The organism is Lichenihabitans psoromatis, from assembly GCF_004323635.1.
Classification (GTDB): domain Bacteria; phylum Pseudomonadota; class Alphaproteobacteria; order Rhizobiales; family Beijerinckiaceae; genus Lichenihabitans; species Lichenihabitans psoromatis.
Genome location: NZ_CP036515.1, coordinates 2,017,228 through 2,038,147 on the forward strand (window position 1 = coordinate 2,017,228; position 20,920 = coordinate 2,038,147).

General features: G+C 62.2%; 21 protein-coding genes. 6 read left to right on the plus strand and 15 right to left on the minus strand.

Going from position 1 to position 20,920, the window contains the following annotated elements; all coding sequences use genetic code 11:
• Positions 1-38: 38 nt before the first annotated feature.
• Positions 39-509, plus strand: coding sequence for a nuclear transport factor 2 family protein (locus tag EY713_RS09365; RefSeq protein WP_131114557.1), 471 nt, complete (start codon positions 39-41; stop codon positions 507-509).
• Here EY713_RS09365 and EY713_RS09370 read toward each other — a convergent pair.
• On the minus strand, positions 506-1,660 hold the full coding sequence (locus EY713_RS09370; RefSeq protein WP_131114558.1) for a CaiB/BaiF CoA transferase family protein: 1,155 nt from the start codon (positions 1,658-1,660) through the stop codon (positions 506-508). The genes EY713_RS09365 and EY713_RS09370 overlap by 4 nt on opposite strands.
• Before the next feature lie 17 nt (positions 1,661-1,677).
• Positions 1,678-1,911 (minus strand): hypothetical protein, encoded by a 234-nt coding sequence (locus EY713_RS09375; protein ID WP_131114559.1) that lies wholly within the window; start codon positions 1,909-1,911, stop codon positions 1,678-1,680.
• Between the two features lie 102 nt (positions 1,912-2,013).
• Between EY713_RS09375 and EY713_RS09380 the strand changes: the two genes are divergently transcribed.
• The 3 genes from EY713_RS09380 to EY713_RS09390 all read left to right on the plus strand — a co-directional run bounded on the left by EY713_RS09380 (position 2,014) and on the right by EY713_RS09390 (position 4,080).
• Positions 2,014-2,253 carry an RNA-binding protein gene (locus tag EY713_RS09380; protein WP_131114560.1) on the plus strand — a complete coding sequence of 80 codons (240 nt, stop codon included), beginning with the start codon at positions 2,014-2,016 and terminating at the stop codon, positions 2,251-2,253.
• 17 nt (positions 2,254-2,270) lie between these two features.
• Complete coding sequence (locus tag EY713_RS09385) at positions 2,271-2,660, plus strand: ester cyclase (protein WP_170314072.1); 390 nt, start codon at positions 2,271-2,273, stop codon at positions 2,658-2,660.
• A gap of 145 nt (positions 2,661-2,805) precedes the next feature.
• Positions 2,806-4,080, plus strand: a complete 1,275-nt coding sequence (locus tag EY713_RS09390) for a Gfo/Idh/MocA family protein (RefSeq protein ID WP_131114561.1) — start codon at positions 2,806-2,808, stop codon at positions 4,078-4,080.
• A gap of 35 nt (positions 4,081-4,115) precedes the next feature.
• Here the strand turns inward: EY713_RS09390 and EY713_RS09395 are convergent, their stop codons facing one another.
• The 13 genes from EY713_RS09395 to EY713_RS09455 all read right to left on the minus strand — a co-directional run bounded on the left by EY713_RS09395 (position 4,116) and on the right by EY713_RS09455 (position 19,726).
• Positions 4,116-4,961, minus strand: a complete 846-nt coding sequence (locus EY713_RS09395) for an SDR family NAD(P)-dependent oxidoreductase (RefSeq protein WP_131114562.1) — start codon at positions 4,959-4,961, stop codon at positions 4,116-4,118.
• 55 nt (positions 4,962-5,016) lie between these two features.
• Positions 5,017-5,295: a formate dehydrogenase subunit delta gene (locus EY713_RS09400; RefSeq protein WP_131114563.1), complete on the minus strand. Its 279-nt coding sequence runs from the start codon at positions 5,293-5,295 to the stop codon at positions 5,017-5,019.
• Positions 5,292-6,104 carry a formate dehydrogenase accessory sulfurtransferase FdhD gene (gene fdhD / locus EY713_RS09405; protein WP_131114564.1) on the minus strand — a complete coding sequence of 271 codons (813 nt, stop codon included), beginning with the start codon at positions 6,102-6,104 and terminating at the stop codon, positions 5,292-5,294. The genes EY713_RS09400 and fdhD overlap by 4 nt, the downstream gene beginning before the upstream one ends.
• Before the next feature lie 5 nt (positions 6,105-6,109).
• A complete protein-coding gene (locus EY713_RS09410) occupies positions 6,110-7,780 on the minus strand; it encodes an OFA family MFS transporter (RefSeq protein ID WP_131114565.1) in 1,671 nt (556 codons plus the stop codon).
• Positions 7,781-7,915: 135 nt separating this feature from the next.
• Positions 7,916-10,759 carry a formate dehydrogenase subunit alpha gene (gene fdhF / locus EY713_RS09415; protein WP_131114566.1) on the minus strand — a complete coding sequence of 948 codons (2,844 nt, stop codon included), beginning with the start codon at positions 10,757-10,759 and terminating at the stop codon, positions 7,916-7,918.
• Between the two features lie 10 nt (positions 10,760-10,769).
• Positions 10,770-12,326: a formate dehydrogenase beta subunit gene (locus tag EY713_RS09420; RefSeq protein ID WP_131114567.1), complete on the minus strand. Its 1,557-nt coding sequence runs from the start codon at positions 12,324-12,326 to the stop codon at positions 10,770-10,772.
• Positions 12,323-12,796 (minus strand): formate dehydrogenase subunit gamma, encoded by a 474-nt coding sequence (locus EY713_RS09425; protein WP_131114568.1) that lies wholly within the window; start codon positions 12,794-12,796, stop codon positions 12,323-12,325. The genes EY713_RS09420 and EY713_RS09425 overlap by 4 nt, the downstream gene beginning before the upstream one ends.
• A 91-nt stretch (positions 12,797-12,887) precedes the next feature.
• Positions 12,888-13,784 carry a LysR family transcriptional regulator gene (locus EY713_RS09430; RefSeq protein WP_131114569.1) on the minus strand — a complete coding sequence of 299 codons (897 nt, stop codon included), beginning with the start codon at positions 13,782-13,784 and terminating at the stop codon, positions 12,888-12,890.
• A 94-nt stretch (positions 13,785-13,878) separates the two neighbouring features.
• A complete protein-coding gene (locus tag EY713_RS09435) occupies positions 13,879-14,832 on the minus strand; it encodes a transglutaminase family protein (RefSeq protein ID WP_131114570.1) in 954 nt (317 codons plus the stop codon).
• A 117-nt stretch (positions 14,833-14,949) separates the two neighbouring features.
• Positions 14,950-15,846, minus strand: a complete 897-nt coding sequence (locus EY713_RS09440) for a transglutaminase-like domain-containing protein (RefSeq protein WP_131114571.1) — start codon at positions 15,844-15,846, stop codon at positions 14,950-14,952.
• 572 nt (positions 15,847-16,418) lie between these two features.
• Positions 16,419-17,480, minus strand: a complete 1,062-nt coding sequence (locus tag EY713_RS09445; RefSeq protein WP_131114572.1) for a sensor histidine kinase — start codon at positions 17,478-17,480, stop codon at positions 16,419-16,421.
• Positions 17,481-17,486: 6 nt separating this feature from the next.
• Entirely contained in the window at positions 17,487-17,921 is a 435-nt protein-coding gene (locus EY713_RS09450) for a response regulator (protein ID WP_131114573.1), read from the minus strand.
• Complete coding sequence (locus EY713_RS09455) at positions 17,918-19,726, minus strand: sensor histidine kinase (RefSeq protein WP_165491083.1); 1,809 nt, start codon at positions 19,724-19,726, stop codon at positions 17,918-17,920. Before EY713_RS09455 ends, EY713_RS09450 begins: the two co-directional genes overlap by 4 nt.
• A gap of 290 nt (positions 19,727-20,016) precedes the next feature.
• On the opposite strand from EY713_RS09455, the gene EY713_RS09460 reads away from it, so the two are divergent.
• Both EY713_RS09460 and groES read left to right on the plus strand, forming a co-directional pair.
• A complete protein-coding gene (locus tag EY713_RS09460) occupies positions 20,017-20,424 on the plus strand; it encodes an MAPEG family protein (protein ID WP_245572956.1) in 408 nt (135 codons plus the stop codon).
• 177 nt (positions 20,425-20,601) lie between these two features.
• Positions 20,602-20,889 (plus strand): co-chaperone GroES, encoded by a 288-nt coding sequence (gene groES / locus EY713_RS09465; RefSeq protein WP_129219255.1) that lies wholly within the window; start codon positions 20,602-20,604, stop codon positions 20,887-20,889.
• Positions 20,890-20,920: the final 31 nt, after the last annotated feature.

Here is a 20,920-nt window from a genome sequence, read left to right on the forward strand (position 1 = left end):
CTCCATCTGCCGCCAACCTTAGTCGAGTGAGCGATCCCATGTCCGAAACCCGCCCGCCCCTGCCGCCCTTCACGATCGAGACCGCGACCCAGAAGGTGCGTGGCGCCGAGGATGGCTGGAACTCGCGAAATCCGGCGCGCGTGGCGCTTGCCTATACGGAGGATAGTGCCTGGCGCAATCGTGCCGAATTCGTGCACGGGCGCGCTGCGATCGAGGCTTTCCTGACCCGCAAGTGGAACCGCGAGCTCGATTATCGGCTCATCAAGGAGCTTTGGGCCTTCACGGGTGACCGGATCGCTGTTCGTTTCGCTTACGAATGGCATGACGATTCCGGGCAGTGGTTCCGCTCCTACGGGAACGAGAACTGGCATTTCGCGACAAATGGGCTGATGCAACGACGCTTTGCCTGCATCAACGATCTGCCGATCACCGCCGCCGACCGAAAATACCACTGGCCCCTCGGTACTCGGCCCGCCGATCACCCCGGTCTGTCGGACCTCGACCTCTAATCCCGAGCCGGCCAGCCGGCCGCGCCCGTCAGGGCCGCATTATGCTGGCCCTTCGTCGGGGCCGGAACCGCGAGGCTGAGCTCGGCACCGGAAAAGCGGATCGGCGTCCTGACCCCCGGGATCCCGCCGGGGGCGATCTGCATCGCGCGAGACTGCACCTGTGGGTCGGCGAACACATCCGCGACCGTGTTGATCGGCCCCGCCGGCACCCCGACCGCTTCGAGCCGATCGAGCAGATCCTTGCGCGTGATCGATCGTGTCCGCTTGGTCAGCAGTGTCGTCAGGTCGGTTCGGTGAGCGACGCGGGCCGCATTGCTGACGAATCTGGGGTCGCGCGCAAGCTCCGTCTCCCCAAGCACGTCGCAGAGGCGCTCGAACTGCCGGTCGTTCCCGCAGGCCACGATGATATTGCCGTCCGCGACCGGGAAGGTCTGATAGGGGGCGATGTTCGGATGGGCGTTGCCAAGGCGGGTCGGCGCCGTGCCGGTCGCGAGGAAGTTCATGGCCTGGTTGGCCAGCACTCCGGTCATGCAATCGAGCAGCGCCATGTCAATGTGTTGGCCGAGGCCCGTCCGCTCGCGTTGAGAAAGGGCCGCTTGGATGCCGATCACGCCGTAAAGCCCGGTGAAGATATCGGCGAAAGCGACACCGATCTTCTGCGGCTCACCGGCCGGGTCGCCGGTCAGGTCCATGATGCCGCCCATGCCTTGGATCATGAAATCGTAGCCGGCCCGCTGTGCATAGGGTCCGTCCTGCCCGAAGCCGGTCACCGAGCAATAGATCAATCGCGGATTGCTGCGGCTGAGGCTCCCATAGTCGAGCCCGTATTTGGCGAGCCCGCCAACCTTGAAATTCTCGATCAGGACGTCGGCGTCTTTGGCAAGGTCGCGGAGCGTCGCGAGGTCGTCGACGTTTTTGAAATCCAGCGTCACCGAACGCTTGCCCCGATTGCAGGCATAGAAATAGGCGGCCGAACAATCGTCTCCTTGGTCGATGAAGGGTGGGCCCCAACTGCGGGTGTCGTCGCCCTCTGGACTCTCGACCTTGAGCACGTCGGCGCCAAGATCGGCCAGGGTCTGGCCGATCCAGGGTCCCGCCAGAATGCGGGCGAGTTCGAGAACGCGGAGGCCTTGAAGGGGAGCGTCTGACATCGGTGCGGGATTTTCTCTCATCGGGGGTTGCGTCTCAACCAATCCGCCACGGCGGTGCGGGCACGCTCGGGCGAGTAGCCGGGGAGGGGCTCGCCCTGTTCATCGATCAGTCCGGCTTCGAGGTCCGCCGCCGCGATATACCAATGCGCGTCGACCCAGGCCGACACGTCCTCATCGGGCGCTGAATTGCGTCGGCAGACCCGCTCGGTGACGGCGCGCGCCATGGCTTCGAGATTGCTCATCTGGCTCATGTGCCAAAAGCTCCGCCGTCGCTCGTGAGCCCGCGTCGATGGACCTTGCGGAACTTTGACTCCAATTGCTTCGTTTCAGCTTGAGCAGAAGGAAACCGGATCATGCGTTTCGTCTTTGGACTCATCGTCGGTTGTTTGCTGACCGTCGGCATCGCCTATGTTCATGACCTCAATCAGCCCACCGGCCCCGCTCTGGTGGCGACCGATACGACCGGCTCGGCAACAGTCCCGGACGGCCGGATGGTCAATTGGGACGTGGTGAACCGCAATCTCCGCGGGGTCAATGGCTGGATGCAGGCGCAATGGACCTGGATCACCGGACAGGTGAACCGCGCCGGCTAAGTCGCGAGGCAGTCCGAATGGTGACGGATCTGTCCACACTCTACCGGAGCTACATCGCTTGCCTGAACCAGCGGGATTGGTCGCGGCTCGGCGAGTTCGTCCATGAGGATGTTATCCATAACGGCAACAGCCTTGGTGTGGCTGGTTATCGTCGCATGCTCGAGCGAGACGTTGCAGAGATCCCGGATCTTGTCTTTCACGTGGAGATGCTGGTGTCCGAAGCCCCTTACGTGGCAAGTCGACTGATCTTCGACTGCCGCCCTGTCGGAACGTTCCTCGGCTTGCAGGTCAACGGCAGGCGGGTCCGTTTCGCCGAACACGCCACCTACGCATTTCGAGCGGGACGGATCAGGGAGGTTTGGTCGCTGATCGACAAGGCCGCGATCGAGGCGCAACTCGCCCCCTAACCGGCGGCGCGTTGTCGGCCGCCGTGTTTCCGCTGCGCGACATGGCATCACGGGAGGCGAGAGCCCGGAAACAAAGGCCCCGTTCTGTGTTTGCGAAGGAAGCTGCTTAGCGCGGCTTGCGAAGCGTAAACAGCAGGGAACGCGCATGTCGGATCTCACACGTCGAACCGTCCTTGGTGCGTCGGCCGGTCTTCTCAGTGTCGGGCTCACTCAGGCCCGAGCGGCCGAAGTCGGCACGATGCCGGAAGACCCTCACGCCATCGGCACCGTGACCGGAAGCAAGGTGGAGCTTCCGCCGCTGCATGCGGCCTCCGAGGCGGAGGGACCGCTGCCAAACCCCGATCCATTCACCAAACGGCTCGGAGTGGCTGTGGTCGGGCTCGGCCATTTGTCCTTGGGCGAGATCTTGCCAGGGTTCGGCCAGAGTAAAAGCGTCAAGGTCGTGGCACTTGTCAGCGGCCATCGCGAGAAGGCTCGTGCGGTGGCGGCGGAGTATAACGTCCCGGAACGCGCCCTCTACGATTATGCCTCGTTCGACAGCATCAAAAACAATCCCGAGATCGATTTCGTCTACATCGTTTTGCCCAATGCGATGCATCTCGAATTCGTCACCCGTGCGGCGCAGGCCGGCAAACATGTGCTGTGCGAAAAGCCGATGGCGACCACCTCCGCCGATGCCGAGCGGATGATTGCGGCCTGCCGCGACGCCAAGGTCAAGCTGATGATCGCCTATCGGATGCAATATGAGGCCACACAGCGGGCCGCGATCGCGATGGTTCGCAAGAAAGAGATCGGCGAACTGCGGCTCATTCAAGCCGTCAATGGGCAGAACGACACGCCGGGCCAATGGCGTCAGGTCAAGGCCATCGCGGGCGGCGGATCGCTGCCGGATGTCGGGATCTACTGCTACAACGCGTTCCGCTATCTGACCGGCGAAGAGCCGGTTGAGGTCACCGGCCGAATGACGCAGCCGACGGGGGATCCGCGTTTCTCACAAGTCGAGGATCTCGCCAATTTCACCCTTCAGTTCCCGTCCGGCGTCATGGGGGTCGGGACGAGCGGTTATAGCATCCACGAAGCTCGCGCCCTCAAAGCGATGGGAACGACGGGGTGGATCGGCCTCGACAATGCTTTTGCGTATAACAACATCGCGATGACGGTATCGCGCAAGGTCGGCCAGGTGAACGGCATCGATCACCGGCAATATCCGCCGAAAAGCCAATTCGCGACCGAGATGGACCATTTCGCTGACACGATCCGCCGCGATGTCGTGCCTCATACGCCGGGCGAGGAGGGCCTCCAGGATATCCGGATCATGGAGGCGATCTATCGCGCGGCGGAAGGCGGCAGTCCCGTCAAAATGCCGCTCGTCCAAGGGCTCGATACGACACGCGGTCCTGCGCCTGCGACGGAGGGTTAAGCTGCCCTCCGCTCAGCGGCGCGGCGAACTCCGGTTCAGCCGCCCATGTAGGTCTTGAAGGCCTCGGCGTAATCGGGGTGCCAACGCGATAAGGCTGGACGATTGTCGATGATGTCGCCCATCGCCCAAGCCATCCGCTTTTCATCGGTTGCGCGATCGACGTCATTGTCCGGGCAGAGAATGTAGAAGTCGCCCCGGCCAAGCGCCTCGAGCATGAAGTCGACAACCTGCTCCCCGCTCCAGGCGGCGGCCGGTCTCTCATCCTGACCGGTCATTCCCGTGAAGGTGAAGCCGGGGATCAGCAGATGCGCCGAAACCCTGCAACCGGGAACGGACCGGAGTTCGTGCGCCGTGCTTTCCGTGAACACACGGACGCCGGCTTTGCTGACGTTATAGGCGGTGTTGCCGGGCGGCGTCGTAATGCCCTGTTTCGATCCCGTGTTGATGATCAGCCCGGGGGTGCCCTGGGCCATCATCGCATGCGCGAAGGCCTGAACGCCGTTGATGACACCCCAGAGATTGACGCCGAGCAGTTCATGCCACGCGGGGCTGGGGTCGAGCGCCTTACCGACGATGCCGACACCCGCATTGTTCATCAGCACGTCGACCGAGCCGAACGCGTCGTAGGTTGCGATCTTGAGGGCCAGAACCTCGTCGCCCTTGGCGACATCGGTCGCGACCGCACGGATGGCGGCGGAGCCGCTCGGAGCGTGTTCGATCACAGCACGCTCGGCCGCCTGCAGCGCGACGCCGGGCCGATCCGCGATCATGACCTTCATGCCCTTCGCCGCGAAGATTTTGGCTGCCGCAAGTCCGATGCCGCTCGCGCCCCCCGTGATGACGGCGACGCGGTCTTTGGCGATGGCTGGATGTGTGGTCATGGCGGTCTCCCATAGCTTGATCGCGGACCTTGGGTGGACCAGACGAACGCGGGCGTCAACCCGCGTCGCTGGCCCCGATCTCACCCACGGCCGCCGGACCTGCGGCTTCCTTTTCGGCGGGGTTCGGAGCCTCGACAGGGTGGCGGAACGCGGCCCGCACCAATGGATCGAGACTGGGCGCGTCAAGCGCCTCGCCAAGCTTCAGCCGCATCTTGGGTGTCCAGAACGACACGACATGATCGTGGATGCCGGTCATCGCCTGATTGTCGGGATAGGAATGGAAATAATTGGCGATCTGGTTCGCCATGCGGATGAGTTTGTCGTCGCTGTTCATGCAAGCACCTTGTCGGATGTGATGCGGTCGGCCCCGTGGAACAGCGTGACGCCATCCCGGCGGGCGATACCCACGAGCGTGATGTCGAGCGCCCGGGCCCGCTGCAGGGCGAGCGAGGTCGGCGCCGAAATCGCCACCAACGTGCGCGCCCCGAATGTCGCGACCTTTTCGACCATTTCGAAGGAGGCACGGCTGGTGATCAGCACGAAGCCGTCGTCGGGTGATTGACCGTCCCGGAGCAGCGCACCGATGAGCTTATCGAGCGCGTTGTGCCGCCCGACGTCCTCGCGCACCAGTTTGATCGCGCCATCACGTCCACACCAGGCCGCGCCATGGACCGCGCGTGTTCGAGCACCGAGCGGCTGCTGCGCGTCGAGCTCTCCCACGGCGCGCTCGATCGCACCGAGCGATAGGGTGGGCGCGGGACCCTGCCGTGCCAGAGCGCGAGGCAGTGCATCGAGATCCTCGATCCCACAGAGCCCGCAACTGGTCCGTCCGGATAAAGCGCGTTTGCGAGCCAGATGCGTGTGCAGCCGCGCACCGACGAGATCGATCCGCAGCCGCAAGCCATCCTCGAGCGTCTCGAGGCTGACGGACCTGATATCCGCCGGGCTCGTGATGATGCCCTCCGTCAGGCTGAATCCGTAGCCAAAATCCTCGAGGTCGTCCGGCGTCAGCATCATGACGCCGAACGGAATATCCGCGTAAGTCACCTGCACCGGCGTTTCGATCGCGACCGACCGCGTCTCGTCCCGGATCTCACCGGCAAACGTCAACACGCGGATGGGAGCATTTTGAAAACCGGACATCTCGCCTATTTGAACAGGATCACGGCATTCGACAAGGTGATCCAGATCCCCCAGGCGATCGGCAGAAGAATAACGGCCCAGGCCAAGGCCGCCGTCGAGGTGAAGCCGCCGCCGCCGATGCCGAAGCTGAGATCGGGTCGATCGGACTGCGCGCGGCCAGGAGCCGAACCCCTCGGGGTCGCGGGGGTCGGGATCGTCTTATCGGCCATAAACCAGCGGTCCGACAGCGGCCGCACCAGAAGATTGGCCACGAAGCCGATCGCCAGCATGCCGGCCAGAATATACATGGTGCGGCTGTACAGCATTGGTCCGGTCAGCCCGTTCGCGATCTGCGCCTCGCGAATATAGTTGACCACAACCGGTCCGATGATGCCCGCCGTCGACCAAGCGGTCAGCAAGCGGCCGTGGATTGCACCAACGAATTGCGTGCCGAAAATGTCGGCCAGATAGGCCGGCACGGTTGCGAAACCGCCGCCATACATCGACACGATGACGCAGAAGAACCCCACGAACAGAGCCATGCTGCCTGCCTGAGCAGCCCATGGCACGGCCGCGTAGAGCAGGATGCCGAGCACGAAGAAGGTGGCATAGGTGGTCTTGCGGCCGAGCCGGTCTGACAGCGATGCCCAGAAGAACCGACCGCCGATGTTGAACAAAGACAGAAGGCCGACGAAGCCGGCCGCAATGGCGGCGATCTGCCCCTTCTGTCCGACGTCGAGTTGCGCGAAAGACAGTTCGGGGTGACCGATGAGGCGGCCGGAGAAGATCTCCTGCAACATCGGCGATGCGATACCGAGCACGCCGATACCGGCCGAGACGTTGAGGCAGAGAGCGGCCCAGATCATCCAGAAGGCCAGCGTCTTATGAGCGTCCTTCAGATCGACGTTGCGGCTGGTGATCATCGCATTCGTGGTCGACTTCGGAACGAAGCCGGCCGGTTGCCAATGTGCTGGTGGCACCCGATAGCCCAGGGCGCCCGCCACCATGAAGACCGCATAGATGGCCGCGAGAGTCAGGAAGGTCTGCCAAACGCCCACCGACGTGTCACTGCGGAAGTGACTCATCAGCATTTGAGCGAGTGGCGATCCGATCAGCGCACCGCCGCCGAACCCCATAATGGCCATGCCGGTCGCCATGCCGCGACGGTCGGGGAACCATTTGATGAGCGTCGAAACGGGGGAGATGTAGCCGAGCCCGAGCCCAATCCCACCGATCACGCCGGAGCCGAGCCACATCATCCACAATTGATGCAGGTAGATGCCGAGCGCCGAGATGACGAGGCCGCCGCACCAGCACAGAGCCGAGGCCAGGCCCGCCTTGCGGGGGCCGGCGCGCTCGAGCCAACCACCGAACAGGGCCGCAGACAGGCCAAGGAAGACAAAGAAAAGCGTATAGATCCAGCCGAGATCAGCCACGCGCCAGTCGCAGGTCGTGGTGAAAAGCGCACTTGCGAGCGTGAGATCGGCGCAGGTTTTGGCTTGTGTGACGCCGATGGCGCGGGACAGCGGCAGCCAGAAGACGCTGAACCCGTAAGCCATGCCGATGCAAAGATGGATACACAAAGCGGCCGGAGGCAGTAGCCAGCGGTTGTAACCGAGCTCGGCAACGATATGGTCCCGATCGAGAAACGACGTTTTCGCGGGGCGCGAAGTGGACGGCGCGGCAGTGATACTCAAGTCGTTTCATCCCAAATTGTGGTGAGCGACCTCTTTGGGTCGCCGAGTTGAAGAAGCTACGGATTGCGACAGGCAGCGATGTCACCGCCTCGTCGTATCAGTCGATCGTCGGCAAATTACACCGTAGCCCGATGGCTACTCAGCCGCCTCGAGCTTGGCCGCCATACGGGTCAGGGAGATGTCTTCTTCGTAGAACTTGGCTTGCCAGTCCGAGGGACGGTTGGTCTTCCGCACCTGAACCGCCGTCACCTTGTATTCGGGGCAGTTGGTTGCCCAATCCGAGTAATCGGTCGTGATGACGTTCGCGCCCGTCTTAGCGTGGTGGAAGGTCGTGTAGACGACGCCGGGCTGCATCCGCTCGCTGATCCGTGCTTTGAGCGATGTGTCGCCCGAACGACTGACCAGCGCGACAAGATCGCCCTCGTTGATGCCGCGGTTCTCGGCGTCGAACGGATGGATTTCGAGCACGTCCTCTTCGTGCCACGACGAATTAGCGGTGCGGCGTGTCTGCGCCCCCACATTGTACTGGCTGAGGATGCGCCCGGTCGTCAGGATCAGCGGAAAGCGCGGACCGGTTCGTTCCTCGGTGGCCGTGAACTCCGTCATCATGAACTTGCCCTTGCCGCTGACGAAGCGCTCGACATGCATCATGGGAGTGCCGTTCGGCGCCGCCTCGTTGCAGGGCCACTGAATGGAACCGAGCTCGTCGAGCTTGCCGTAGGACACGCCCGAGAAAGTCGGGGTCAGTTTGGCGATCTCGTCCATGATCTGGCCGGGGTGGCTGTAATCCATCGGATAGCCGAGCGCGTTCGACAGCGCCATCGTGCCTTCCCAATCGGCGAGACCACCCAGCGGCGCCATGACCTTGCGGACGCGGCTGATCCGGCGCTCCGCATTGGTGAACGTCCCGTCCTTTTCCAGGAACGACGATCCCGGCAGGAACACATGGGCGTATTTCGCCGTCTCGTTCAGAAAGATGTCCTGAATGACAATACATTCCATGGCTCGCAGGCCCGTCGTCACGTGCTGGGTGTCGGGGTCGGATTGCGCGATATCCTCGCCCTGGATGTAAAGACCCTTGAAGCTGCCATCGACGGCTTCATCCAGCATATTATTGATGCGGAGGCCGGGCGCATTCTGCAACGTCACGCCCCACAGGCTCTCGAACATGTGGCGGGTCGCGTCATCTGAGACGTGGCGATAGCCGGGGAGTTCATGAGGGAACGAGCCCATATCGCACGAGCCTTGGACGTTGTTCTGGCCCCGCAGCGGGTTCACACCGACGCCGGCCCGGCCGATGTTGCCGGTTGCCATGGCAAGGTTCGCCATGCCCATCACCATCGTCGAGCCCTGGCTATGCTCCGTCACGCCGAGGCCATAGAAGATTGCCGAATTGCCGCCGGTCGCATAAAGCCGCGCGGCCGCCCGAAGATCGGCGGCGGGAACGCCCGTGATGGCTTCGACGGCCTCCGGCGCATGGCGCTCGTCGGCGATGAACCGGGCCCAGCCTTCGAAGGCGTCAAGATCGCAGCGTTCGCGGACATAGGTCTCGTTCACCAAGCCCTCGGTGACGACCACATGCCCAAAGGCGTTGATGAGCGCGACATTGGAGCCGGGCTTGAGAGGCAGGTGATAATCAGCCCTGATGTGGGGCGATTTCACGAGATCGATTTTGCGCGGATCCGCGACGATAAGGCGGGCGCCGGCCCGGATGCGCTTCTTCATGCGCGATGCGAACACCGGATGACCGTCGGTCGGGTTGGCGCCGATTACGAGGATCACATCGGCATGGTCGACCGAGGCGAAATCCTGCGTGCCGGCCGACGTGCCGACCGTGACCTTCAGGCCGTAACCCGTGGGCGAGTGGCAGACGCGGGCGCAGGTGTCGACGTTGTTGTTGCCGAAGCCGGCGCGCACCAGCTTTTGAACTAGATACGTTTCTTCATTGGTGCAACGGGACGAGGTAATACCGCCGATCGAATCACGGCCATATTGCGCTTGGATCCGCTTGAACTCGGACGCCGCATGGGCGATCGCCTCGGCCCACGTCACCTCCTGCCACGGATCGGTGATCTTGGCGCGGATCATCGGCTTGGTGATGCGGTCCTTGTGGGTCGCATACCCATAAGCGAAGCGGCCCTTGACGCAGGAATGACCCTCGTTGGCTTTGCCGTCCTTGAACGGCACCATGCGAACGACCTTGTCGCCCTGCATTTCGGCCTTGAACGAGCAGCCGACGCCGCAATAAGCGCAGGTCGTCACTTCGGAATGTTCCGGATGGCCCATGGCGATCACGGATTTTTCGTTCAAGGTCGCGGTCGGGCAGGCTTGCACGCAGGCCCCGCAGGAGACGCATTCCGAGCTGAAGAAATCCATGCCGCCGGGCGAGACCTTTGAGTCAAAGCCGCGCCCCTGGATCGTCAGCGCGAAAGTGCCTTGCACCTCTTCGCAGGCTCGCACGCAGCGCGAGCAGACGATGCATTTCGAGGATTCGAAGGTGAAATAGGGGTTCGAGCTATCGGTCGGGGCGTGGGTGTGGTTCTCGCCATTATATCCGTAGCGAACCTCGCGTAGGCCGACCTGACCGGCCGTATCCTGCAACTCGCAATCCCCGTTGGCCGAGCACGTCAGACAATTGAGCGGATGGTCGGAGATATAAAGCTCCATCACGCCGCGGCGCAATTTTGCAAGTCGGTCGGTCTGGGTCTTGACCACCATATTGTCTTCGGCGGGCGTCGTGCAGGAGGCCGGCGTGCCGCGCCGCCCCTCGATCTCCACGAGGCACATGCGACAGGATCCGAAAGCCTCCAGCGCATCGGTGGCGCAGAGCTTCGGGATCTTGGTGCCCTTCAGCGAAGCCGCCGCCATGACGGAGGTGCCGGCCGGAACGGTGATCCGCTCCCCATCAATCGTTAGCGTCACGGTCGTTCCGCTGACGCGGATCGGGGTGCCGGTGTCGAGTTCCTTGATCAGAGCCATGCTCAGGTCCTCATTCGGCGGCCGCAAGCAGCGGCGCACGGTTGAAGTCGTCGGGGAAATGCGTGATGGCGCTCAACACCGGCACGGGGGTCAACCCGCCCATGGCGCAGAGCGAGGCTTCGGTCATCAACTGACAGAGGTCGTCGATCAGCTCGAGATTCTTGGCGCGCTCGACGCCCGACAGCACCTTGTCCATCGTCTCGACGCCGCGGGTCGCGCCGATCCGGCAGGGGGTGCACTTGCCGCAGCTTTCCTGAGCGCAGAATTCAAAGGCGAAACGCGCCTGATGCGCGAGATCCACCGTGTCGTCGAAAACGACGATGCCGCCATGGCCGATCAAGCCTTTAACGGCCGCGAACGCCTCGTAATCCATTGGCGTATCAAAAAGGCGATCGGGAAAATACGCCCCGAGCGGACCACCGACCTGGACGGCGCGGATGGGTCGCCCGGTCGCGGTGCCGCCGCCGAACTGATCCAGCACTTGCCGAAGCGTCAGGCCGAAGGCCGTTTCGATCAATCCACCCTGCTTGATGTTGCCGGCGAGTTGGATCGGCAGCGTCCCACGCGAGCGGCCCATGCCGAAATCGGCATAAGCCTGCGCCCCGTTCGCCATGATCCACGGCACGGTCGCGAGCGACATAACGTTATTGACGACCGTGGGTTTGCCGAACAACCCTTTGAGGGCCGGAAGCGGCGGCTTGGCACGCACGAGCCCACGCCGCCCTTCGAGGCTCTCGAGCAACGAGGTTTCCTCGCCGCAGATATAGGCGCCCGCGCCCAGCCGCGCCTCAATCGTGAAAGCATGACCGGAACCGGCCACCGACGGCCCGAGATAGCCCGCCTCGGTCGCGGCCAGGATGGCGCGGTTCATCGCCGCGAAGGCATGCGGATATTCCGATCGGATGTAAATGAAACCTTTGGTGGCCCCGACCGCGAGAGCCGCAATCGTCATGCCTTCGACGAGCGATAGCGGATCGCCCTCCATCAGCATGCGATCGGCGAATGTTCCGCTGTCGCCCTCGTCGGCGTTGCAGACGATATATTTCTGGTTGTCGACGGCCAACCGGACCGTGTTCCACTTGATGCCAGTCGGGAACCCGGCACCGCCGCGCCCGCGCAGGCCGGACAGCTTCACCTCGTCGACGATGGCGGTCGCGTCCATCGCGAGCGCGCGGTCGAGCCCGACATAACCGCCATGAGCCCGATAATCCGCGACCGAAATGGGATCGACGAGGCCGCAGCGCGCGAAGGTCAACCGTGTCTGCGCTTTCAGATACGGGATCTCATCCGGCGGACCGAGCCGCAGCCTGTGGTCGCCGCCCAGCATCAGCCCGGCATCCAGCAAACCTGCGACGTCATCCGGCTCGACAGGACCGTAGGCGATGCGCCCACCATCCTGATTGATCTCGATCATGGGTTCGAGCCAGAACAGGCCGCGCGACCCGGTTCGGACAATCTGGACATCAAGGCCGCGCCGACTGATTTCAGCCTGGAAGGCGGCCGCCACCTCATCCGCACCGACCGCGAGAGCGGCCGCATCGGTCGGAATGTAAAGCACAGATGTCATCGCGACAGCCCCTCGATCTGAGCGTCGATCTTGCCCGTCGTCAGCCGCGCCAAAGGCTTGTCGTCGAGCAACGCGGCCGGCGCGGTCGCACAGAGGCCGAGACAGAACACCGGCTCCAGCGTCAGCTCGCCATCGGGCGTCGTGTCGTGCCAATCGATCCCATGTCGCGTCCGGCAATGCTGATGTAGCGCCACCGCTCCCATCGCCTGACACGCTTCGGCGCGGCAGAGTTTCAGCACATGGCGGCCAGCAGGTTTGCTGCGGAAATCGTGATAGAAGCTGATCGTCCCGAAGACCTCGGCTTTCGACAGATTAAGCGCATCTGCGATCAGGTGAACGGCTTGTGGATCGACGTAGCCGAACGCATGCTGCAGTGCATGCAAGATTGGAAGCGTTGCACCATCAAGATGTTGCTGGCCGGCGATAATCTCGCTGGCACGAGCCGCACTCCACGTTTCGATCCCTGACATCACGGTTCCGCTTGTTTGTTTCGCTGTTTAGAATTGTCATAAGTCAGCGAAAAACAAGGTCGTAAAACCGTCGCTTGATAGAGTTTGTCTATTATGCCGTTTCGGCAGCACTCGGGCGCTGCGTGGTTTCGGCAAACAGCGCCTGCACCAACGTGGTCATCGGATTACGATCCGGTACCACCAAGCCGATCAGATTTGCGAGCTCGGGCCCGACGATCGGCAGAGCGACGATGTCGGCGGGTAAAACCGAAAGGTCGACCAAGGCGGCTGGTAGGATGCTTGACCAAAAGCCCGTTTTGACATGCGACAAGAGGACGATCATCGAATCCGTTTCGAGCCGGGGCGACAGCGTAATGCCGGCCGCTTGGCTGACTTTGTCAATAATCCGCCGGTTCTGCATGTCTCGCGTGAGCAGACAAAGCGGCCGTTCACCGACTGAACGCCAGGCGATCGTGTCGTCACGCGGCGGCGCGGAGATCCGAGCCGTCACATAGCGGTAGCGCTCGTAATACAGCGGCAGCATTCGGACATGGGTCAGGCTTTCATTGTCGATGTAGGTGACCCCCGCATCGATCTCGAAATTTTCCAGCTTTCTCAGGATGTCGTCGGACGTGCGGGACATCACCGAAAAGCGAACCGCCGGATGGCGTTGAGCGAAGCCTGTGGTCAAGCCTGCGACGATCGGAAGCGCCGATGGGATCGCGGCAATCCGTAAATGTCCGCTCAGGCCGTGTTTCAACGCCTTGATTTCCTGGCGCATCGCCTGCGCGTCGCCAACCATGCGGCGCGCCCAGGCCAGCACGCGCTCGCCCTCGGGCGTAAAGCCCAAGAAGCGGGAACTCCTCTGCACGATGAGGATGCCGAGCGTATCTTCCAGCTGCTTCAAGCCTGCCGACAAGGTCGGTTGCGTGACGCCGCACAGATCGGCGGCGCGACCGAAATGTTTCTCACGCGCCAAAGCGACGACATATTCGAGCTTGTCGATCATCGCGCTTTATATCGCATCCATCAGTCGAACACCCGCCGCAAGCGGCTGGATTGCGCGCACGTATCGCATCCGTTCGCCCAGCTTGCGTCGCCTCTTAGGCCAGGACAGCGCGGTCGTGCGGTCCTTCGCCCAGCGCGGCATCGTCGAGATCTTGCAGGGTGGGATGAAAGGGCGCGATCTCGCGGACATCCACGCTGACGGTCATGCCCGAAAAGGCGGCGGCGTCGCCGAAATACGTGCCCGAGAGCGGCACGGCCTGACGCGGGTCGCGAGCGACTGCGACACGGATCAGATCGCGGTTGCCGACGATGCCGTTCGTCGGGTCGAACTCGACCCACCCCGCGCCGGGCAGATAGATCTGGCACCACGCATGGGTGTTGCCACCGCCCTTGTGAGAGGTGTCGCCCGCGTCAGACGGAACATTGAGATAGCCCGACACGAACCGGGCCGCGAGCCCGAGGGCGCGCGCGGCTTCGATCATCAGCACCGCGAAGTCTCGGCAGGTCCCCTTGCGGGTCGTCAACGTCGTGATCGGATCTTGTGTGCCGTGTTCAAGCCGCCTGGAATAGGTGAAGCTCTCCTTGATCGCGTAGGTCATGGTCATCAGCAATTTGGCAGTTTCGGTCTCGCGTCCACGATGCACGAAGCGCCGGACCCATTGATCGAGCGCGTGTTCGGGGTCGAGATATTGTCGCTCGATCAGGCGCGCGAGATCCGGCATCTCGTCCGGCCCATAGGTGAACGGATAGGTCCGCGCAAAATCCTCTATCGAGAAATCGGGTGTGTTCAGCGGCGTGTGGTCGAGCACGATTCGCGTGTCGAATCGCAGCTGTGCGGCCGGCTTTGAAAAGCTGGCGATCGCGACGCAATTGCCGAACACATCATGGAGCCAGCGGAGACGTCGAGGTTCTGGATCGATCACGAGATCGGAGGAGATCAGCCGCTGGTCATAGCTGTCGCGGGGCCGAAACATGATCCGGTGTTCGCCGAAGCGAACCGGTGTTTTGTAGCTGTAGGTCGTCAGATGGCGAACCGATAAAACCGACATGGATGTCTCAAGGTTCGATCGACAAGGGCAGCGACATGCCCCCGTCGATCATCGATCGCTGCACTCCGCACATTCAGCGACGTGGGATCAATCGTTTTATTTGGGCTTTCCCGCGCCTTATCGCCCCGATTGCGGGCTGCGAAGCGGCTCATCGGCGGAGGCCTCTGCTATCGATTCGATCGAGGGGAGGGTCCCCATATTCACATCATCCGGAATTTCGTCGGTCACGACGGTAAAGCCGACGAGATTGGCCGGGCCGAAAGCTGTGGAGATCGCCACATCGGTCGCGTCCCGGCCACGCGCCATGACGATCCGGCCGATCCGAGCATGTTTGTGCCGGGCGTCAAACGTGTACCAGCGGCCATCCAGGAACACTTCGAACCAGGCGCTGAAATCCATCGGCGTATCGCCGACCGGGACTCCGATGTCGCCGAGGTAGCCGGTGCAATAGCGTGCCGGAATATTCATGCAGCGGCATAAGGTGACCGCGAGATGAGCAAAGTCGCGGCACACGCCGACCTGCTCGGCATGGCCTTCGCTCGCCGTCCGCGTGTTGCGCGCATGAGCATAGCCGAAGCTGATGCGCTGGTTGGCATAGGCCACGATGGCTTCGACACGTTGCCATCCGCGCGGACTATTGCCGAACAGCGACCAAGCGAGGTTGCTCAACGCCTCGGTGTCGCAATAGCGGCTTGCCAGCAGGAACACTAAAACATCGTCGGGCAGCTCCTCGACCGGAATTTCCTTGGCATGAGGCGCATATTCGTCTTCAAGCCCGCTATCGCGAATAAGAAAGTCGCTGGTCAGGCGGGTTTCGCCGACAGGCGCAAGGATGCGGGTGACGCGATTGCCGAAAGCATCCGTATAAACGCGCGAGGCGACCTGGGGCGTGAAGGTGATCTGCTGTGGCGTCAACAGATCCTGCTCGCGCGACGGATGCACGCTGAGAAGAAAGAGCATCGGGGTGGGGATGTTACAGAAATATGTGATGTCGAAGCCGCAGCGTATTTTCATCGTCGGATCACCGTCAGTTTCAACAAGCGGAAGGTCGGCGACGGGTCGAATGCCTTTCGGATCGATACCCGCCGTCTCCCATGGACGAACTGAGCATCATTTGCGCCATAATGGCAGCGCGATCCGCCTGACCCCGTTTTTTTAAGCGCTGATCCCGTCGAGAGGTTGCGCAAGATGAGCGTCTCTTCCATCGCCGCGACGGCGCCTCGGCCAATCGGCGTAGACGTTATGACTAAAAAAAAGGCAATTTGGAAAAATCGCAGATTTAATGTCTATTTTTGAGGTCGACGGCTTGCGTTTTATACCGAGCTGGTCAAATTAGCACACCTGCGATGGTCCAAAAAAAAGGACCGCTAAAAGCGGCCCAGAGTCTAGGGAGGAAACGCCCAAGAAGGGCATGCGACAACCAACGTCGCATGGGTAATACTATGCTGCATTGCCGCAAAGGCAAGCTGTGTAACGAGGCGCCCTTTTATATTTTATTGTCTGTGGTAATTTTACAGCAGATAGGCTCGTCGAGATACGTTTGGCGCATTCGATCTTGCGCCGCCGTTATCGGCATCGAACAGACCTTAGATGCTGTCGGTGTTTGAAAACAGCATGGATGCGTGCGTCCCCGGTCCGTCGCTGCGATATTCGACCGTCGTCGCAAGCTTTGTTGCCATCGCCTTAACGATTGATCGACCGATCCCGGTCCTGGTGCCGGACTTTTCTGTGGCGACTTTGCCGACCCCTTCATCCTCGACGATCAGGCGCGTTTGGCGACAGGTCACGGCCTCGAGCCGCACGCGGATGGGACCGCTTCCGGTCGGATAGGCATATTTCATCGCATTGATGACGAGTTCCGTCACGATGATGCCGATTGTCACCGCGGTGTCCGGGTTGATCTCGATCTCGTCGGCCAGCAGCACGAGTTGCGACGTGGCTTCCTGTGCATCGGCGGACTGGCGAAGATCCTCGATCAGTCCGGCCAGATAATGATGCAGCGCAACGGCCGTCACGTCGTCCGACGCATAGAGCCGACGATGGACCTGGGCGATCGCCAGAACCCGCCGGTTCGCATCGGCCAATGCCGCGCGTGTGGCCGCATCGGCCGAACTTGCCTGCATGTGCAAGAAGGCTGCGACGAGTTGAAGGCTGTTGCCGACCCGGTGATTGACCTCGCGCATCAGCACTTGCCGCTCTGCCGCCAGGGCCTCGAAGCGGTCTCGTGCCGCCCTGATCTCACGGTCCGTTTCCGCTTTTTGCCGGCGTAAGGCCGTGCTTTCGATCGCCGAGCGGATCGCTGCATCGAGCAGATCATAGAAAGCGCCTTGAACGTCTTTGACCACGTAATCGGCTGCGCCCGCCTTGAGGGCCGCGACCGCGATGCTGCTTTCGTTGGTGCCTGTCACGTAGATGACGGGCGGTGGATCGGGCAGGTCGCAAATGCGAAGCAGCGTCGTGAGACCGTCCTGTCCCGGCATATAATGGTCAAGCGCCACGCAATCGATCGTACCGGCCGCGATGCGGGCCAAGCCATCCTCGCCGCTCGAGACCGCCTCGACCGCATAGCCACGCCTCTGCAATTGCCGCTCGATAAGCCGAAGCAGGGCTGGGTCGTCGTCGATGTAAAGAATACGGGCGGATGTCACGTGAGGTCAGGCCGGCTCGGGAACCTGCATGACGGATAGAAACAGCCCGAGCTGTCTCACCGCCTCGGCGAAATTTTGATAAATCACCGGTTTGGTGATGTAGACGTTGCAGCCAAGGTCATAGCAGCGTTGGATTTCAAGCTTGTCGTCGGTTGTGGTCAACATGATGACCGGTAGCCGCTTCAAGATGCTATTCTCCTTGACGCGTTTCAGCACCTCGGCGCCGCTCATGTCCGGCAGGTTGAGATCGAGCAGGATCAGCAGCGGAGTAGCCTTGCGATCCGCCGGCAACCCGCGCTGTTGGAAAAGGTGAGCGAGCGCGCTGGCTCCATCGCCGAAATGCACGATCTCGTTTTCGACGCCTGCGCGGCGGAGGTTCTTTTCGATTAACCGAGCATGACCCTCGTCATCCTCGATCATGATGATGGTCGGTAGGGTCATGATGATCCATCGTCCTCCGTCATGTCGGCGGCTTTCGGCAGCACTACCGTAAAGACGCTGCCGAGCCCTGGCTTACTATCGAGCCGGATGGTGCCTTGCAGTCTTCGAACCAGCGAGCGCACGTTGGCAAGCCCGATGCCTTCGCCCGGCTCGTCCTGTTGCCCGGCCCGACGAAAAAGTTCGAAGACGCGCTCGCGATCCTGCGGCTCGATACCCCTCCCGTTGTCGCTCACCTCGAATGTCACGGTCGTGGCGGATTCGTCGGCCGCGATGTGGATCCGACCGGGGACCCCCGGCTGCGGATATTTGACCGCATTCTCGACCAGGTTGGAAAACACCTGCTCGACCGCGATGCGATCTGCGATGAGACGCGGCAGCGGTGCGATCGTGATCGTGGCTCCGGAGCGCTGAACCCTGTGGGCGACACCGTCCGCGATCGAGCGCATGAGACGGTCCATGTCGAGCGCCTCCGGTCGAAAGTGCCGCTGGCCTTGACGCGACAAGCTGAGGATCGCTTTGATCAGCCTGTCCATCTTGTCGATCGACGATTGGATGAAGCCGATCGCCTCATCGAAGTCGGCTTTCACCGTGTCGGGTGCATCGGCTCGAGCGCCCGGTGATCCTGCGGCGAATAATTGTCCACGAAGGCCGTCCAGTTCCGACGTGAAGCCCATGATGTTGACAAGCGGGGCACGCAGATCGTGGCTCACGATATAGGCGAACCGCTGCACCTCACGGTTTGTCTCCTGCAAATCGGCCGTTCGCTCCGCGACCCGCTGTTCCAACCGCGTGTTGGACGCGCTGAGCATGGCCCGTGCGGCTTCGACCTCACGCCGCGAGCGGCTCTCGCGACGCGCCAGACGGCGACCCAGCATCATGATGCCGGCGAGCGCCACGAAGGCGCCAGCCGCATAGGGGATGAAACGCCAGAGCCACGCTCGCCAGCGCGCGTCGATGACGCCGTCGCGGAAGACGACCGCCACGAAGACGGGCAGATCGCCGACGCGATGATAATAGCCGAATTGATGGGGGCCGGGCTCGAAGGTGCCATCGTCGGGCGCGAGTGCCGCCGCTGCCAGCACGCTGGGGCCGATCGTGTGAGGGGCCCGCATCGTCTTGAGGTCGGGATAGCGCGCCAAGACTTCTCCCGTGCCGTCGCGGATGAGGTCGATCCGCTCGTCGTTGCGCACGTCCAACCGCTGCCAATAATCGGTGAAGTAAGACAGCGCCATCGAGGCGGCCACCAAACCGCGAAAGCGTCCGTCGGCTGCCTCGATCCGTCGGGCCACTAGAAAGGTCGGCTTATGCGAGACGCGACCGACAATCGGCTCGCCGATGATGAGCTTGTCGCCGGCCTGCTGGGCGTTGCGGAATACCGCCCGGTCGGCCATCGAAACGATGGTGGGTAGATCGGGCACGGTGGCTCGTCGCACGCGGCCGGTTTCGTCCACGAGCCAGATGTCGTCCACATAGGGCAGCATGGCATTCATGCTCCTCATGTCGGTTCCGAGGTCCTTCGACTGCTCGATGTTGTCCCAATCGCGACCGGCGGTGGCGTTCAAGGTCGCGTGCAGCGCGATATCCGAGACCTCGAAGAGGCGTTTGGCGTGGTCGGCGAGAAAATAGGCCGACTGCTCTGCGTGGGCTTCCGCTTCTTCGAAGAGCGTCTGACGCTCGTGCCAAACGATGAAGCTGGACGTGAGAATGATGAGGACAAGCCCGAGCGAGCCCATCAGTGTGCTGGTTTGCTTGAGGGTGAAGCGGCTGAGGATGGCGCCCGGGCCTCGGCGTCGCTGAACCATCATGGATCGACCCACCCTCGCCTGCGCGGGGCGAGGACAAGGCGACACGAGCCGGCGCGACATGCTGCGGTTGAGGCGATTGCATCATCGACCATGCGGGTGCCTTGGGCCATAAAGGTGCAGGATCGTCTGCTCCGGCGACCCCAGCGGTCGTTACCACGCCATCAAAAGCAAGCGTTTTCGTGGTGTTGCCGCGCCGGTCTATTTGGATCTTGGGGGTCGGCACTCTTGCACGCGTTTGGTAAGAGCCTCAAAAGGACGCCGTTCGCGCAGCCGCAACCGCAGGAATCCTCGTGACGCAAAACGATCTGGTGACCCAAGATCTCGTCTTGGCGGGTTGGAGCATCGTCCTGGCTCTCGTCCAACTCGGCTTGGCGGGGATCGGCAAACGCATGCAGGAACCGCGCTCGTGGGGGGCTGGGCCGCGCGACGACGTGATGAGCTATTCGGGTCGCACCGCGCGCCTGATCCGAGCGCAAAGCAATCTGATGGAGACCTTGCCAATGTTCCTCGGCGCGGTCGCGATCGCGCATCTGGCGGGTCGCAACGGCTCGCTTTCGGTGCTGGGGGCTGAACTCTACTTGGCCGGGCGAGTTATCTATGTGCCGCTCTATTGGTTCGGCGTTCCTTATGTTCGAACCTTGGTCTGGCTGGTCGCGACGTTGGGTCTGTGCCTCGTTCTCACAGACTGCCTGTCCTGAGATGGTTCCGGCGGCAAAAAGCGAGCCGATCTTGACACCTCACGGGCGAGTCCGTAGATAGGCGCTGCCTGCTTTGGCACTCGACACACGAGAGTGCCAACCTGCATCGGCACTCGGCTTTGGCACCGCGCGGCGCCTTCGCGAAGGCTCCCGGTCCGTATCGATAGGACATTCATCATGAACTTTCGTCCCCTGCACGACCGTGTGGTCGTCAAGCGCCTCGAAGGCGAAGAAAAGACCAAGGGCGGCATCATCATCCCGGACACCGCCAAGGAGAAGCCTCAGGAAGGCGAGATCATCGCGGTCGGACCTGGTGGTCGCGACGAAAGCGGTAAGCTGACCCCCCTCGACGTGAAGGCTGGCGACAAGGTTCTGTTCGGCAAATGGTCGGGCACGGAAGTCAAGATCGACGGCCAAGATCTCCTTATCATGAAGGAGAGCGACATCATGGGCGTCGTCGGCTGACCTCGAGCCTCGATCCATCTTTCAAGATTTG

Coding starts and splice junctions, on each gene's coding strand:
- EY713_RS09365 (WP_131114557.1), top strand. CDS start 39: ATGTCCGAAACCCGCCCGCCCCTGCCGCCCTTCACGATCGAGACCGCG.
- EY713_RS09370 (WP_131114558.1), bottom strand. CDS start 1,660: ATGTCAGACGCTCCCCTTCAAGGCCTCCGCGTTCTCGAACTCGCCCGC.
- EY713_RS09375 (WP_131114559.1), bottom strand. CDS start 1,911: ATGAGCCAGATGAGCAATCTCGAAGCCATGGCGCGCGCCGTCACCGAG.
- EY713_RS09380 (WP_131114560.1), top strand. CDS start 2,014: ATGCGTTTCGTCTTTGGACTCATCGTCGGTTGTTTGCTGACCGTCGGC.
- EY713_RS09385 (WP_170314072.1), top strand. CDS start 2,271: ATGGTGACGGATCTGTCCACACTCTACCGGAGCTACATCGCTTGCCTG.
- EY713_RS09390 (WP_131114561.1), top strand. CDS start 2,806: ATGTCGGATCTCACACGTCGAACCGTCCTTGGTGCGTCGGCCGGTCTT.
- EY713_RS09395 (WP_131114562.1), bottom strand. CDS start 4,961: ATGACCACACATCCAGCCATCGCCAAAGACCGCGTCGCCGTCATCACG.
- EY713_RS09400 (WP_131114563.1), bottom strand. CDS start 5,295: ATGAACAGCGACGACAAACTCATCCGCATGGCGAACCAGATCGCCAAT.
- fdhD (WP_131114564.1), bottom strand. CDS start 6,104: ATGTCCGGTTTTCAAAATGCTCCCATCCGCGTGTTGACGTTTGCCGGT.
- fdhF (WP_131114566.1), bottom strand. CDS start 10,759: ATGGCTCTGATCAAGGAACTCGACACCGGCACCCCGATCCGCGTCAGC.
- EY713_RS09420 (WP_131114567.1), bottom strand. CDS start 12,326: ATGACATCTGTGCTTTACATTCCGACCGATGCGGCCGCTCTCGCGGTC.
- EY713_RS09425 (WP_131114568.1), bottom strand. CDS start 12,796: ATGTCAGGGATCGAAACGTGGAGTGCGGCTCGTGCCAGCGAGATTATC.
- EY713_RS09430 (WP_131114569.1), bottom strand. CDS start 13,784: ATGATCGACAAGCTCGAATATGTCGTCGCTTTGGCGCGTGAGAAACAT.
- EY713_RS09435 (WP_131114570.1), bottom strand. CDS start 14,832: ATGTCGGTTTTATCGGTTCGCCATCTGACGACCTACAGCTACAAAACA.
- EY713_RS09440 (WP_131114571.1), bottom strand. CDS start 15,846: ATGAAAATACGCTGCGGCTTCGACATCACATATTTCTGTAACATCCCC.
- EY713_RS09450 (WP_131114573.1), bottom strand. CDS start 17,921: ATGACCCTACCGACCATCATCATGATCGAGGATGACGAGGGTCATGCT.
- EY713_RS09455 (WP_165491083.1), bottom strand. CDS start 19,726: ATGATGGTTCAGCGACGCCGAGGCCCGGGCGCCATCCTCAGCCGCTTC.
- groES (WP_129219255.1), top strand. CDS start 20,602: ATGAACTTTCGTCCCCTGCACGACCGTGTGGTCGTCAAGCGCCTCGAA.